Consider the following 14,648-nt stretch of genomic DNA (forward strand, 5'->3'; position numbering starts at 1 on the left):
AGTGGACATTTGTTATCTTACCACCTTTATTATTTTTTGTCAACTTATTTTTTTAAAATTTTTGTTTTATTTAGTTTTACCTTACATAGGTTAAGAAATCTTGTGAAAATTCATGTCTTCCTTTTACTAAATCAAAAAATTCTTTTTGTATTGCCTTCGTAACTGTCTTATCCCCGTTTCCAACTTGGATATTATCAACTGAATAAACTGGAGTTATTTCTGCTGCTGTTCCCGTTAAAAATAATTCATCACAAATATATAAAAGTTCTCTAGGTATTGATTGCTCAATAACTTCGTAACCCATTTTTTTAGCTAGTTTAATAACAGTATCCTTTGTTATTCCTGCAAGAGCGGACGATGAAAGACTTGGAGTAATTAATTTATTATCCATTACCATAAATAAGTTTTCTCCACTTCCCTCACTCACATTTCCTAAATAGTCAAGTGCAATTCCTTCCTCATATCCATTCTCTTGTGCTTCCAATCTAATCAGCTGAGAACTTAGATAATTTCCCCCTGCTTTTGCAAGTGAAGGTAAAGTATTCAAAGCTGGTCTCCTCCAAGAAGAAACCTGCACTTTAATTCCTTTGTTTAAAGCTTCTTCTCCAAGATAAGCTCCCCAAGCCCAAGCCGCTATAGCAACTTCTACAGGACATCTTTGCGGATTAACTCCCAACTCAAAATATCCTCTATAAGCAACAGGTCTTATATACCCTTGTTCTAATTCATTTATTTTAACTGTATCTACTATTGCCTTTTCTATTTCTGCCTCTGTATATGGTATTATTGTTCTGTATACTTTCGCTGAGTGAAATAACCTCTTTACATGCTCTTTTAATCTAAAAATTGCAGGACCCTTTTCGGTTTTATATACTCTTATCCCTTCAAAAAAAGAACTTCCATAATGTACTACATGAGAAAGCACATGTATCTTAGCCTCATCATGTTCTATAAATTTTCCATTCATCCAAATTTTTTTAGTATCTATCATTTCTTCTCCTATCTATATTTTCTTTAAATAATCTTCTAAATCTCGAACTGCTTTTTCTAATTTCTCCTTAGTTATCTCAACAGCTGCAACTCTTATATCATTCACCGAAATAGCTTTCTCAAACACAGATGACATCTCTTCCCAACTAACACTAAAATCTCTATATGATATAGGCAGTGCAATTGCCTTATAAAAGGATAATAAATTTTCTAATTCTTCTATTTTATTATCTAGCATAGTTTGAACTAATACACCATAGGAAACTATTTCACCATGTAAATGCTTATGTTCAACTTTTGGAAGAGTAGTAAAACCGTAGCACAAAGCATGAGCTACACAACTATTATAGTCATTATTTACATGATTTGACACTATACCTGTGTTAATTATAATTGACAGAATGACTTCTTCTAACTCCTTAGAGACTTTATTATTTTGACAATCCATTAAACCATTATAACCATATTTCAATAAAGGTTCAACACAAAGTTTAGATAAAGCTACTCCTAAAGAATTATAGTAGTCAAGTTCTCTTCCTCTTGATGAAAATTCTGGTTCATATGCCTTTGCTAAAGTATCCCCTATTCCTGCCCATAAATATTTATCTGGTGCTTCAGCTATTACTCTTGTATTAATAAAAGTATGTTCTGCTGGTCTTGGACGCCAATATAAGCTATCAAACTCTCCACTTAATTTATACATTGCACATACTGCTGTTATTGCAGCACAAGTTGAAGCTATTGTTGGAAATGCAAATAGATATTTCCCCATTTGACCTGTTAAAACCTTACATGTATCAAGAGCTTTCCCTCCACCAAATGCAAATATGATATCTGCATCTTGAACTACCTTTTCTTTTTTAAGTTTTTCTGAATTTTCGTAGGCTGCTTCTCCACCATACCACAATATTCCTAAAACTTCTATTCCTTCTTTATCTAATTCTTCTTTGACTAAATCTGCTGCTTTTTCTAAGGCAGTTTTACCACCTATAAAAACAACTTTTTTCCCATATGCCAAACACAGTTTAGCTACCTCTTTATAAACAGTTTCCCCTATGCTATAGCTTGGTAAAAATACATTTTTATTCTGCATATTAACTCCTTTATAAAATTTATATCTATTTTTACTATAATTAAGTTATCTTCTCTGTGATTTTAAAAACTTTCCCCCTGAAAATACACTTGCAAGCAAAGAACCTGATATCTGATGTATTACTGTTGCCAAAGTTGCTGGCAAAGCCGTTAGAGGATTCATAAATTGACCTGATAAACCTATTGCTAATCCTGAGTTTTGTAAACCTACTTCTATTGAAAGAGCTTTTTTCTTTTCATCATTCATATTTGTAAATTTACCGACTGTATAGCCAAGTAGAAAACCTATCCAATTATGTAAACATACAGCTAATATTAACAGATAACCAGAGTTTATTAAATTTGTTTTATTTGGCGCCACGCAAAGCCCCATTATTAAAACTATTACCAAAATTGGTATCATTACTAAAATTTTCTTTACTCTTTGTATTGCTCTATCAAAAAAATGATGCAATAACATTCCTGATAATATAGGTATAACCACAATTTTTAAAATATCTATCATCATAGTATATGCATTTATATCTATCCATTGACCTGCTAACATATATGTCAATGCTGGTGTCAATAATGGCGCTAAAAGAGTTGAAACTGCTGTCATTCCCACTGATAATGCAACATCTCCCTTTGCTAAATAAGTCATAACATTGCTTGCTGTACCTCCAGGACAAGTTCCTAGCAATACTAAACCAACTGCTAATTCTGGCGGTAAATTCATTGTTTTTGCTAATAAAAATGCTATTAAGGGCATTATTGTAAACTGCGCTATGCAACCTATCATTATATCTCTTGGTCTTGTTATCACAACTCTGAAATCTTCCTTCTTCATAGTAAGTCCCATAACAAACATTATAACCCCTAATCCAAGCGTAATGATTGATTGTCCAAATATTCTATATTTTAAAATAAATACAAAGGGCTCTGAAATCAACATAGCAGACATAGCAACTAATAATATTAACCATACAAAATATTTCCCCATTACATCACTCATACGATTTAAAAAATTCATTTTTTACATCTCCTTTTCTGTAGTTAATTATAAAATTTAATTTTGGGAATATAAGCTCTACATAGTTCTTTCAAAATCATTAAAAAATTTTTAAACTTTAAATAAAACATATTTTATTATTTTTTGTATAAAAAAAACAGCCTTGTCAGGCTGTGTAAATATAAACATAAATTTTAAATCATTTTAACTAAAGGCTCTGTTTATAACTTATATTACCTAACTTTGAAATTTTAGTATTTAAAAAAGTGCTGATTATATTTATAATAATCACCATAATTATAATTATACTAATAATAATTAAGTTAGCTAATAATAACATATTTTCCCTCCATTTTTTATTTGTTTATAATATACTATTTATTAAAAAAAAGCAAGCTTTTTTGTAAAAATTTTTATTATTTTTTTCTTTTTTTTAGTACCAGTTATTTTCAACATATTATTTCAATTAAAAAGGCATAAAAATTTTAGGCATTCTGAGCACTTGCCATTATATGAGGTATAATTTGTTTTTTTCGAGATACTACATTTTCAAGCATAAACTTATTTTCTTTAATCTCCTTTTGAAAAGCTTCTTCTATTAAATCTATTTTTTTCCCATAAACAAATATTAGAGAGTTAGAATTTATAATATCTGTTATTACAAATAAAAATAATGAATATCCATATTTCCCTATTTCATGTTCTATTTCTATTTTTATTTCTTCTTCTCTTTCAGACAATTCTTCTATTGAAACTGTATTTACTTGAGCTACAGCTATTTCACTATCATTCACAGCAAAAACTTTTTTATCTTGATTTATTATATCTCGCATCGCTGCCTTTACAAAAGATGTTCCTGCCATTAACATTTCCATTCCATATTCTTTAATATCTTTTATTTTTGCTATTTGTGATAGCTCCCTTGCTGTTTCAATATCTTTAGCTGTACAAGTAGGAGATTTAAATAACAAAGTATCAGATATTATAGCACTGAGCATTAAAATTGCCATTTTTTCATCAGGTACTATATTAGCTTCCTTATATAAAGAATAAACTATAGTAGATGTACAACCCACTGCTTCTGTACGAATTTTAGTTGCTTCATTTGTTTGAAAATTTGCAAACTTATGATGATCTACGACCTCTAATATCTGTGCATCTTGAATACCATCCACAGACTGTGAAAATTCATTATGATCAACTAAAATAACTTTTTTTCGGTTAAAATCTATTAAATGTTTAGTTCTGATTGTTCCATAAACTTTTCTATTTTTTTCTAAAACTGGAAAATTATTTTGACTGGCATCCTTCATAATATTTCTTATATCATGTAAAAAATCTTCTTTATAAAAACTTATTTGAGGAAGCTCTTTTAAAATACCACCTACAGATATAGATTGGCTAATAAGTGAAATCGCCTTAAAAAAAGAATGCTTCACCACCATAATTGCACATTCTGCTGTCACACGTGGACTTATAAAATCATTTTTCTTACAGCATACAATTACAACCTTAGCTCCTGCATTTATAGCCCTATCTATTCCATCTGTTAAAGATGTTGTTATTACTATATCACCTTTTTCAACTGTATCTAGTTCTGAAACTTCTTTTAAATTAGTAGAAATTTCTCCCTTTGGATAAGTCCCACTTATTATTTCTCCATTTAAAACTTCAATCAAATTTTCAAAAGTTGTATTATATTTACTAAATAAATCTGAATAATCAATTTCTAAATAAGTGTTAGCTATATCTGATATATGAAGCATAGTTTTAAAGTATCCCTTGTCATCAACAACTGGTAAACTTGAAAAATTTTCCTTAGTCATCAAATCCATAGCTTCTTGTATCGAATCCTCTATACATATAGTATTTTTTTCAACATAGTTTAAGTCGACTATCTGTGCACTGACTGTCTTTAAAAGTTGTGGTTCCTTTACCCCAGCTCTATTCAAAACGAAATTTGTTTCCTTGTTCAATTCTCCCAAACGACAAGGAACTGTATTAAATCCTTGCTTTGCTCTTAAATTTGCCATAGCAATACTGGAACAAATGCTATCCGTATCAGGATTTTTATGACCAAAAACCAAAATCTCTTCTTTCATTTTCTCTCCTATATTTAAAAATAAGGGGTTATTGCAATTTAAAGATTTGTAGGTGTTTCGGAGCCATACCAAATAATCAAAAGAACCTTTGCTGAACTCTTGAAATATTTAGGATGACAAGCAAAACTTTTTAAAATCTAATTTGCAACAACCCCTTATTTATATGTTCTTATTTTTCTATTCTAGTGTATGGTATAAGAGCTATATTTCTTGCTCTTTTAATAGCCTTTGCTATCTTTCTTTGTAATTTAGCATTTGCCCCTGTCAATCTTGAAGGATTAATCTTCCCTTTATCAGATACAAATCTTTTTAGAAGCTCTACATTTTTATAATCAATTTCTTCAGCTTTGACTCTCAATTTAGCTCTTCTTCTTCTAAATTCTGCCATTTATTTTACCTCCTTTATGAGAATTAACGATAATTTTCTCTGCCTTAAAATTAGTCAAGTTTAACAACTATATATCTCATTACAGATTCCATAATGTTTAACTTAGCTTCTACTTCTGCTAATTTTACTCCGTCAATCTCAAAAGTAGTTAGTACATAGAAACCAGATTTTTTCTTTTCTATTGGATAAGCTAGTTTTCTTTCTCCCCATTTTTCTGTTTTAGCTATAGTTGCTCCATTAGCTTGCAATAACTCATTTATTTCTGTTATTAAAGCTTCTCTTCCCTCTTCTAAAACAGTAGGATTAATGATGTACATAATTTCATATTTTTTCATATTTTCTACCTCCTCCCTATGGTTTTTGCCCAAAACACTTTTGTTTTTGAGCAGGGCACTGAATATTATATCATATTTTTTCTATTTTACAACTTTATTTTTTATTTCTCATCCAAGGTGGAAGATCTAAATCTGGAGTTTCTTCTTCTTTAACTTTTTCTTTAACTTCCTCTGTCTTTTTTGAGTCTACACTGATAAATGGTTCACTTTTTTCTGTTTCATCACTGAAATTATTTGCTATAATAGTTATTTCTATTCTATCAGTAAACTCTGGAACAATACTTACACCAAACATAACATCATCAATGTTCTTTCCTGCTGCTTCTCTAATTATCTCAGCTACAGTTTGGGACTCTTGAAGCCCTACATCTGGCGAAGTCATTAAGTTGATAAGAATCTTGTCTGCCCCTTGAATAGATTTTTCTAAAAGTGGAGATAGAAGAGCCTTTTCTGCTGCTTTCATTGCTCTATTTTCTCCTTCTCCTTCTCCAAATCCTAATACAGCTATACCTGAATTTTTTAATGTCGTTCTTATATCTGCAAAATCAAGGTTAATAAAGCCTTGACCCATTACTAAATCAACGACTGCTTTAATACCAATTCTCAAAATGTTATTGGCTTCTTTAAATGCATTTTGTAAAGTTATTGTCTTATCTGGGAGATCAAAAAGTTTATCATTTGGTATTATAACTAAACTATCTACATTTTCTCTTAAAAGTTCTATTCCACTGCTTGCATTGTTAGCTCTTTTTTTCCCTTCAAAACTAAATGGTTTCGTAACAACTGCAACTGTTAATATGTCTAATTCTTTTGCTATCTTAGCTATAACAGGTGCAGCTCCTGTTCCTGTACCTCCACCCATTCCAGCAGTTATAAATAGCATATCTGTCCCTTTTAAAAGTTCTTGAATTTTTTCTATATCTTCTTCTGCTGCCTGCCTTCCTACAAGTGGATCAGCCCCAGCTCCCAAACCTCTTGTTAATTTTTCTCCTATTTGAAGTTTAATGTCAGCTAAAGATTTATCCAAATCTTGTTTGTCTGTATTTGCTGCCACATACTCTACCCCAGTTACTCCTGAATAGAGCATATCATTTATGGCGTTTCCGCCACCTCCTCCAACTCCTATGACCTTTATTCTAACAAGATTTTTTATTGCTTCGCTCATAACAGAACCTCCTCTTAGCTATATTTTAATTTTATTTTATTTTCTATTTTAAAAAAATTCTTTTATATATCCCCATAAACCTTTTTTTTCTTTTTCTTCTTCATTTAAAATATCATCCAGCTCTTCATCTGAATTTTCGCCTTTGCCTGAACTTTGTATCTCTTTTGCTCTTTCTTCTTCCATAGCTATTCTCTCAACATATTTTCTATATTCTTTTTCCATATCTTCAAGAAATATTCCTGTAACTACTGCATCACTATAAAAAACATTTTTTAAACCTTTTATTTCTATTGGAAGTTCTTTTCTCACCAAATATCCTGATTTGACACCTATCTGCTCAGAAACACCATCTATTGCAACTGCGCCACCAGTTAAAACTATTCCCTTTGCAAGATAACCATTAAAACCAGAACCTTCTATGGTTGATGTTATAAACTCTATTATATCTCCTGTTCTTGCCTGTATTATATCTCTTATATCTCTCAGTGAAACTTTTTTCGCTCCATATCTTATTGTATTATCTTTATCTATTTCTTTTCTTTTGAATTTATCCAAAATCTCAACTGCATCTTCTCTTGTTAAATCTAACATATGAGTCATATCAGAAATATAATGGATTTCTCCTATTGGAATTGTTTTTGCATGTAGCACCTTATAGTTTTTTAAAAGTATTATATCTGTGGTCGCATAACCAATATCGACATGAGCAACTCCCATTTTCTTTGATTCTTCATCCAAAGTTCCCTTTGCAGAAACATAAGAACTCAAATAGATTTCATCCACTTCTAGTCCTAATCTATTAATTACTTCTATATATTTTTCTATATAGGATTCATCCACATATACTATATGGATATCTGCTTGTAGATCTTTAGCTAACATTCCCACAGGTTGCTTAACTATTTTTGCATTATTTACTCTTATATTATAAATCTCTTTATATAAAATTCTATAATATTCTAAATCTCTAGCTCCCAAAACTTTTTTCTTAGCTTGTTCTAAAAGTTCTTCAACATCCTCTTCTAAAACTTCTCTTTCTTGAAAAGATAATCTCACATTCCTAGTCGCTGAAACTATCCCTGCTCCTCCTACACTTAAAGATATTTTTTCTACTTGGTAATTTAACTTTTGAGAAATTTTTTCAATTGCTTCTTTTAAACATTCGTATAGCTCTTCTGGATCCTCTATATTTGATTTTTTTATACCTCTACTTTTCAATTTAACATAATCTAATATTGATATTTTATCACAATTTGAGTTCATCTCTCCAGCAAGTAATTTTATGCTATGATTGCCTATATCTAAAGCAAATTTAATTATTTCATTGCCTTTCATCTCACTCATCTCCTAAATATTTTATTATATAATCATCAAATCTTAAATCTATATATTCTATCTTCTTATTCTTTTTCATCTCTGAATAGAGAATTTCTAAAATCTTATATTTTCCTCTATCTACCTCATTATTTACTATTAGTTCTACACCATCTCTAAGAACTATTCTATATTCGTCTTCATTTTTTTTGTAAATCTGTGAGATATGTTTAAATAAGGGTCTATCCTGTATTAAATTTAAGATAGCAGACATCTCTTTAATTCCATCTTGGGTTTTTGCAACTATTAAGGGCACTGATTCTTTCTTTTTTTCTCCTATATAACCAAAGACATCTCCTCTTTCGTCAACAAGATAGATATCTTTTTTTATATTGGCATAATATGAGAAGTCTTTATCAATAACTTCTATTTTTAACTTCCCTAGCCCGATTTCTTCTATATTAACATCTTTAACTCTTATATCATTTTTTAAAGTTCTCTCAAGTTCTTTATAATCAATGTCAAAGTTGTTTTTATTATATAGTTTTTTTCTTAAACTTGTCAATTCTGTCTGTAACATTTTTGAATTTTCTATAAGTTCTATTTCTACTATATTAAAATAGTCTAAGCTTAAAAATTTATTCGGAATCTGTGCTATAAAGAAGGAAAATAAGGCTAGTATTATTAATCTTATAAACATTCTTTCTCCTCTAATTATTTAGAAAATGTTTCTACCATTGTTTTTATAATATCGTCAAATGTATATCCTTGTAAGGTTGCTAAATCAGGAATTAAGCTTGTCTCTGTCATTCCAGGCGATGAATTTACTTCTAAAAAATAAACTTCATTATCTTTCATAATAAAATCACTTCTGGATATACCTTTCATTCCAAATTCTTTGTGTATATTTTCAGCAACAAGCATAATTTTCTTATAAATTTGATTATCTATTTTGGCTGGATATTCATGAATCGAACCTCCAACTTTATACTTAGAATCATAATCATATATTTCTGCAGCCTTAGGAATTATCTTAAGAACTCCCAGTGCTCTATCATTCATTACTCCTACAGTAAGTTCTTCACCTTTTATATATTCTTCTATTATTGGTTTCTCTATTTGTTTAACTGCTTTTTTAACTTCTTCAAGAGATGTACAAACATGTAACCCAACACTGGAGCCTTCATCAACTGGTTTTACAATGACAGGGTATCTATCAATCTCTTCAATTTTATCAAAAGTTGCTGGTGTTTTTATACCCATACTTTCTGCTATCATCTTAGTTCTTCTCTTATCCATAGTAATTGCACTTGCTAACACACCAGAACCAGTATATTTTTTTCCTAAAATATCTAAAATTGATTGAATCTTCCCATTTTCACCATTTCCACCATGTAAAACTAAATAGGCTAAATCATATTCACTTTGAAGAAATGGTAAAATTTCATTTTCAGGCTCTAACTCTACTCCATATGCATCAAAGCCCTGTCTTTTTAAACTAGCTAAAACTGCCTTTCCACTTCTCAATGATACTTCTCTTTCAGAAGATTTTCCTCCCATAAAAACAGCTATTTTCATAAATCCTCCATAATTATTCTATTCTTTGATTTTCAGTCTATTTCACAATAATTATTTCTTCTTCTAATTTTATATTAAATTTTTTTAAAACTTCTTTTTTTACTAAAGTTAATATTTTAGTAATATCTTCAAAACTCGCATTGTTAATATTTAAAATGAAATTAGGATGCTTTTCTGCAACTTGTGCTCCTCCAATTACCCTTCCCTTAAGACCGCTTTCAGAAATAAGTCTGGCTGCAAAATCTCCATCAGGATTTTTAAAGGTACTTCCTAAACTTGGCTTGTCCAATGGATGTTTTGCTTCCCTAAGCTCTTTTATTTCTAATACTCTTTTTTTGTCAAAACCTTTTTCAAATTCAAAAATAGCTGAAAGTATAACCCAACCCCTATCTTGTATTTCTGTCTTTCTATAAGAAACAGTTATATCTTCTTTTTTTACTTCTCTAAGTTCTCCTTTTTCATCTAAAATTTCTACTGACTTTATTTTATCAAAAATTTCTACTCCAAAAGCTCCTCCATTCATATAGATTAAACCACCTATAGTTCCTGGTATCCCAAAAAGACTCTCTATGCCAGAATAGTTTTTCTTCTCCATAAAATCAATCAATTCTTTCAAGTTTGCACCAGCTTCAACCTTAACTAACCCTTCCTCTAGGTCAAATATTTTATTTAGTTTTTTTGTGCATACAAAAACCTTATTCATAAAATCATCAGTAAAAAGAATATTAGTTCCATTTCCTAATAGAAATATTTCTTTATTTTCTTTGAAAACCTCTTTTATTTCTTCTTTATTTTCTAAAATTATAAGTTTTTTTGCTCTTCCTCCTACTCTCATATTGGAGTAATTTTTCATTTCTTGATTCTCAAAAATCTTCATTGTCTACCTCTATTTTATTTATCACTTAATTTCTAAAATACTTCTCATTTTAGATTGCTACTTCATTTATTTCCATCAATTCCTCACTTATTTCATGAGCCAAAGTGGATATATCACCAGCTCCCATAAAAATATATGTAGAATCTTTTTTTACCCTTGATACATATTTTTTTATATCCTTCCAGTTATCCATAAGTTCAACATTATCATGCTCAATATTGCTCTTTAGAAATTCACTTGAGATATTAAATTCATTTATTTCTCCAGCTGCATAAATCGGAAGCAAAATTACCTTATCAACTTGCTTAAAAGCATCTTTAAATTCATTTATCAAAAAATGAACCCTACTATATCTATGTGGTTGAAAGATAGCTACTAATCTAGATTCATCTATGGATTTTATAGCAGATAAGGTCGCTTTTATTTCTGTTGGGTGATGTGCATAATCATCTATTATCCTTACTTTTTTTGTTTTATTACCAAAACCATTTTCTAAAATATCATCATATAAAACATCATATCTTCTTTTTGAACCCTTAAAATTTTTTAAACTTTCTTTTAAAATCTCTGGATCTACTCCAAATTTCAAAGATAGATATATTACAGGTAAAACATTCTGCACGTTATGCTCACCAGGTACACTCAAAACATATTCTCCCTTGCTTTTCCCTTCTATAAACACTTCAAAAATCGTTTTTCCATCCCTTATTCTTATATTAGCAGCATGGATATAAGCTTCTTTATTTTCTTTAGAGTAGGTTCGCACCTTATTTTTTTGAGGTAAATCAGCTATTACTGCATTTACATTAGGGCAATCAATACACAAAATAGCTTCTTCTTGAGTGTGACTAATAAATTGGATAAATGATTTCTTTATGTTATCCAGACTTTTATGTACATCTAAGTGATCTGCCTCTATATTAGTCACTATTGAATATCTGGGCTTCATATACAAAAAAGAATTGTCACTTTCATCAGCTTCAGCTAAAAAGTATTCTCCTTTTCCTGGTCTTGCATTAGATTTTATTTCAGGTAAAATTCCTCCCACGACTATTGTAGGATCCTTTGTCAACATTGAAGTAGCTAACATCGAAGTTGTTGTTGTTTTTCCGTGTGTTCCAGCAACAGCTATACCTGTTTCTCTATTTAAAAGTCTAGCTAATAATTCCCCTCTTTTTAGAATTTTTATATTATTCTCCTTTGAATATTTATATTCTGGATTTTTTTCTCCTATTGCTGTCGATGCAACAACAAAATCTACATCCTTTACGTTTTCTTCATTATGTTCATCAAAAACTTCTATTCCCATAGACAAAAGTTCTTCAGTCACATAGTTTTTACAGATATCTGCTCCCTTAACTTCATAGCCTTTACACTTCATTATTTTTGCAAGACCGCTCATACCTATTCCATTTATTCCTATAAAATAAATCTTTTCCATTTTATATTAACTCCTCCAAATATCTAAATTAGCTATAAGAGTTTCTGCTGAATTAGATTTTTTTAGTGATTTTATTCTGACTCTCATCTTTTTTAATCTTTCATTATTTCTGATAAGACTAAAAATTTCCTCTATGGCCTCATCTATTTGTTCTCTTGTATATACATAGGCAGACTTATTATCCAGCAATATTTTAGCATTTTCATACTGTCCTACTTTCATTGAACTATATGGAATTAATATTGATGGTCTTTCTAACTCTATTAGTTCTGAAATAGTTAAAGCTCCTGCCCTGCAGATTACCAAGTCGGATGCAGCCATTATTTCAAGCATATTATCAAAATACGGCTTTATTTCATCTTTTTGTTTTTTTCTTTTCACTTGCTTCTTTATTTCCTCATAATTTCCATAACCTGTTGCCCAATACACTACAATTTCTTCATTATTTAAAAATTTATCCCAATTTTTTAAAATTGCGTTATTTATCTCCTGAGCACCTAGACTTCCCCCTGTAACTAAAAGTAATCTTTCATTTTCGGCTATTCCTAATTTCTCTCTCTCTTCTTGATATTTTAATCCTTCTATTTCAACTCTCAATGGATTCCCTATGACTTTAAATCTGTTTTGATATTTTATAGGAATATCATCATAGGTTTTTTCAAAAGCCAAAAATGTTAATTTAGCAAATTTATAGAAAATTTTATTAGCAAAACCTATATTGGCATTCTGTTCTTGTAAATATATTTTTTTCCCCTGTAAGATGCCTGCTAATATAACTGGAACTGAAATATAATTACCAAAGCCTACTATTGCATCAGGTTTTTCTTTTTTTAATAATCTATATGCTGTTTTTATAGCCTTAAAAAAAATTATAATATTCTTAAAACCTTTTGGAACAGGTATATCAAGTCCAATAAATCTATATCCTCTTTTTGGTACTATTTCTTTTTCCATTCTTGCCTTCGTACCTACAAAAAGTACTTCTACGCCCTTTTCTCTTAAATTATCTGCCACTGCTAAAGCAGGATATATATGTCCACCAGTACCACCAGTTGTTAACAAAACTTTTTTCATTAGTTTGCACCTACCCAAAAATTTTTAAAACCAATTCTTTAAATACCTTACCTCTATGTTCAAATGATTTAAATTGATCGTAGCTTGATGTTGCTGGTGATAATAAAACTATCTCTTTATCACTCTTAGTTAGTTTCTCCTTTAAAAATAAAAGCGTAGTTTCCAAATCATTGAACATAAATATTTTCTTCTCATCATAACCAACTTCTAATAATAAGCTTTTTATTTTCTCTGCAATTACACCTATCAGAAAAACTTTTTTTACATTTTCCTTTATTAAGTTTGCTAAGGGCTTTAAATCAACTCCCTTATCATAACCACCACATATTAAAAGACAGTCTTTATTTGCCTCTATAGCAAATTTTGTCGAGTCTATATTTGTGGCTTTTGAATCATTTATAAATTTTACATCACCATAACTATGAAAAAACTCAGTCCTATGTTCCAATGGCTTAGCTATACTCAAAAATTCCTTTATCTTTGAGTTTTCTAATCCTATAATTTTAGAGCTTGCTACAACAAATAAAATATTTTCTAAATTATGTATACCTTTTAGACTTAAATTTTCTACATCCGTTATATACTCTTTTTTAAAAAATATTTTTCCATCATTTACATTCACATCCGCCTCTTTAGATTTCGATACTGTCATAGTTTTCGTCTTTATTAAATTTTTTCTATTTTCTATCTCTATATCATCAATATTTTCTATAAAAAAACAAGTTTCATCTTGCTGTTTTAGAATATTAAATTTAGTGTCATAATATTCGTTAAAATTATTATATCTCTCTATATGATCAGGTCCTAAATTAACAATCATCGAAATGTATGGTTTAAACTTCTCAATATTCTCTAATTGAAAAGAGCTTAGCTCCAAAGCTATAAAATCTAAATCTGGTTTATCTATAACCGTTTCTGCTAAAGAAACTCCTATATTGCCCGCAAAAGTTGCTTTGTAGCCAACAAAGTTTAGTATTTCCGCTATCTTAGCAGTTGTGGTGCTTTTTCCATTAGTTCCTGTTATTGCTATTATTTTTGTTGCTATTTTTTTATCCACAATATAATTATATGCCAGTTCAATCTCATCAATCATTTTTATTTTTTTGTCTTGAACTGTTTTTACTAATTTGTTATAAGTTATACCTGGGCTTTTTATAAAAATTTCTATTTCATCTAAGTACTTATAGGCTTCTTCTGAAGGAAGAGCCGACTTATCATCAATAAGTATAACTTCGTAATTTAAATATTCCAGTAATTTTTTTGCACCCTTGCCACTGACTCCATTTCCATAAACCATAGCT

14 protein-coding genes are annotated in these 14,648 nt (G+C 29.7%); all 14 read right to left on the minus strand.

Features of this window, described 5'->3' with window-relative positions:
* Positions 1-76: 76 nt before the first annotated feature.
* The gene (locus Q4A58_RS06765) at positions 77-991 is read right to left on the minus strand and encodes a branched-chain amino acid transaminase (RefSeq protein ID WP_368501195.1); all 915 of its coding nucleotides are present in this window, start codon (positions 989-991) and stop codon (positions 77-79) included.
* Positions 992-1,003: 12 nt separating this feature from the next.
* The gene (locus Q4A58_RS06770; protein WP_303117739.1) at positions 1,004-2,083 is read right to left on the minus strand and encodes an iron-containing alcohol dehydrogenase family protein; all 1,080 of its coding nucleotides are present in this window, start codon (positions 2,081-2,083) and stop codon (positions 1,004-1,006) included.
* A gap of 45 nt (positions 2,084-2,128) precedes the next feature.
* Complete coding sequence (locus Q4A58_RS06775; RefSeq protein ID WP_303117741.1) at positions 2,129-3,094, minus strand: bile acid:sodium symporter family protein; 966 nt, start codon at positions 3,092-3,094, stop codon at positions 2,129-2,131.
* A gap of 464 nt (positions 3,095-3,558) precedes the next feature.
* The gene (locus Q4A58_RS06780) at positions 3,559-5,175 is read right to left on the minus strand and encodes a putative manganese-dependent inorganic diphosphatase (RefSeq protein WP_303117742.1); all 1,617 of its coding nucleotides are present in this window, start codon (positions 5,173-5,175) and stop codon (positions 3,559-3,561) included.
* A 169-nt stretch (positions 5,176-5,344) separates the two neighbouring features.
* On the minus strand, positions 5,345-5,563 hold the full coding sequence (gene rpsR, locus Q4A58_RS06785) for a 30S ribosomal protein S18 (RefSeq protein WP_005970619.1): 219 nt from the start codon (positions 5,561-5,563) through the stop codon (positions 5,345-5,347).
* A 50-nt stretch (positions 5,564-5,613) separates the two neighbouring features.
* Positions 5,614-5,898, minus strand: coding sequence for a 30S ribosomal protein S6 (rpsF, locus tag Q4A58_RS06790; protein ID WP_303117745.1), 285 nt, complete (start codon positions 5,896-5,898; stop codon positions 5,614-5,616).
* Between the two features lie 94 nt (positions 5,899-5,992).
* Complete coding sequence (gene ftsZ, locus Q4A58_RS06795; protein ID WP_303117747.1) at positions 5,993-7,063, minus strand: cell division protein FtsZ; 1,071 nt, start codon at positions 7,061-7,063, stop codon at positions 5,993-5,995.
* Positions 7,064-7,111: 48 nt separating this feature from the next.
* Positions 7,112-8,398, minus strand: a complete 1,287-nt coding sequence (ftsA, locus tag Q4A58_RS06800; RefSeq protein ID WP_303117749.1) for a cell division protein FtsA — start codon at positions 8,396-8,398, stop codon at positions 7,112-7,114.
* A gap of 1 nt (position 8,399) precedes the next feature.
* Positions 8,400-9,077: a cell division protein FtsQ/DivIB gene (locus Q4A58_RS06805; RefSeq protein WP_303117752.1), complete on the minus strand. Its 678-nt coding sequence runs from the start codon at positions 9,075-9,077 to the stop codon at positions 8,400-8,402.
* A 14-nt stretch (positions 9,078-9,091) separates the two neighbouring features.
* Positions 9,092-9,955, minus strand: a complete 864-nt coding sequence (locus tag Q4A58_RS06810) for a D-alanine--D-alanine ligase (protein ID WP_303117753.1) — start codon at positions 9,953-9,955, stop codon at positions 9,092-9,094.
* Positions 9,956-9,992: 37 nt separating this feature from the next.
* Complete coding sequence (gene murB / locus Q4A58_RS06815; RefSeq protein WP_303117756.1) at positions 9,993-10,832, minus strand: UDP-N-acetylmuramate dehydrogenase; 840 nt, start codon at positions 10,830-10,832, stop codon at positions 9,993-9,995.
* 49 nt (positions 10,833-10,881) lie between these two features.
* A complete protein-coding gene (gene murC / locus Q4A58_RS06820) occupies positions 10,882-12,273 on the minus strand; it encodes a UDP-N-acetylmuramate--L-alanine ligase (RefSeq protein WP_303117758.1) in 1,392 nt (463 codons plus the stop codon).
* Between the two features lie 6 nt (positions 12,274-12,279).
* Positions 12,280-13,347, minus strand: a complete 1,068-nt coding sequence (gene murG, locus Q4A58_RS06825) for an undecaprenyldiphospho-muramoylpentapeptide beta-N-acetylglucosaminyltransferase (RefSeq protein WP_303117760.1) — start codon at positions 13,345-13,347, stop codon at positions 12,280-12,282.
* Between the two features lie 10 nt (positions 13,348-13,357).
* The coding region (murD, locus tag Q4A58_RS06830; RefSeq protein WP_303117761.1) for a UDP-N-acetylmuramoyl-L-alanine--D-glutamate ligase at positions 13,358-14,648 on the minus strand (1,291 nt) is incomplete at its 5' end.

This window comes from Fusobacterium sp. (genome assembly GCF_030528405.1).
Classification (GTDB): Bacteria; Fusobacteriota; Fusobacteriia; order Fusobacteriales; family Fusobacteriaceae; genus Fusobacterium.

What these genes read in the sequence shown, in the direction of transcription:
- Q4A58_RS06770 (WP_303117739.1), bottom strand. Translation starts at nt 2,083, where the DNA reads ATGCAGAATAAAAATGTATTTTTACCAAGCTATAGCATAGGGGAAACT.
- Q4A58_RS06775 (WP_303117741.1), bottom strand. Translation starts at nt 3,094, where the DNA reads ATGAATTTTTTAAATCGTATGAGTGATGTAATGGGGAAATATTTTGTA.
- Q4A58_RS06810 (WP_303117753.1), bottom strand. Translation starts at nt 9,955, where the DNA reads ATGAAAATAGCTGTTTTTATGGGAGGAAAATCTTCTGAAAGAGAAGTA.
- rpsF (WP_303117745.1), bottom strand. Translation starts at nt 5,898, where the DNA reads ATGAAAAAATATGAAATTATGTACATCATTAATCCTACTGTTTTAGAA.
- ftsA (WP_303117749.1), bottom strand. Translation starts at nt 8,398, where the DNA reads ATGAAAGGCAATGAAATAATTAAATTTGCTTTAGATATAGGCAATCAT.
- Q4A58_RS06765 (WP_368501195.1), bottom strand. Translation starts at nt 991, where the DNA reads ATGATAGATACTAAAAAAATTTGGATGAATGGAAAATTTATAGAACAT.
- Q4A58_RS06780 (WP_303117742.1), bottom strand. Translation starts at nt 5,175, where the DNA reads ATGAAAGAAGAGATTTTGGTTTTTGGTCATAAAAATCCTGATACGGAT.
- murB (WP_303117756.1), bottom strand. Translation starts at nt 10,832, where the DNA reads ATGAAGATTTTTGAGAATCAAGAAATGAAAAATTACTCCAATATGAGA.
- rpsR (WP_005970619.1), bottom strand. Translation starts at nt 5,563, where the DNA reads ATGGCAGAATTTAGAAGAAGAAGAGCTAAATTGAGAGTCAAAGCTGAA.
- ftsZ (WP_303117747.1), bottom strand. Translation starts at nt 7,063, where the DNA reads ATGAGCGAAGCAATAAAAAATCTTGTTAGAATAAAGGTCATAGGAGTT.
- murG (WP_303117760.1), bottom strand. Translation starts at nt 13,347, where the DNA reads ATGAAAAAAGTTTTGTTAACAACTGGTGGTACTGGTGGACATATATAT.
- Q4A58_RS06805 (WP_303117752.1), bottom strand. Translation starts at nt 9,077, where the DNA reads ATGTTTATAAGATTAATAATACTAGCCTTATTTTCCTTCTTTATAGCA.
- murC (WP_303117758.1), bottom strand. Translation starts at nt 12,273, where the DNA reads ATGGAAAAGATTTATTTTATAGGAATAAATGGAATAGGTATGAGCGGT.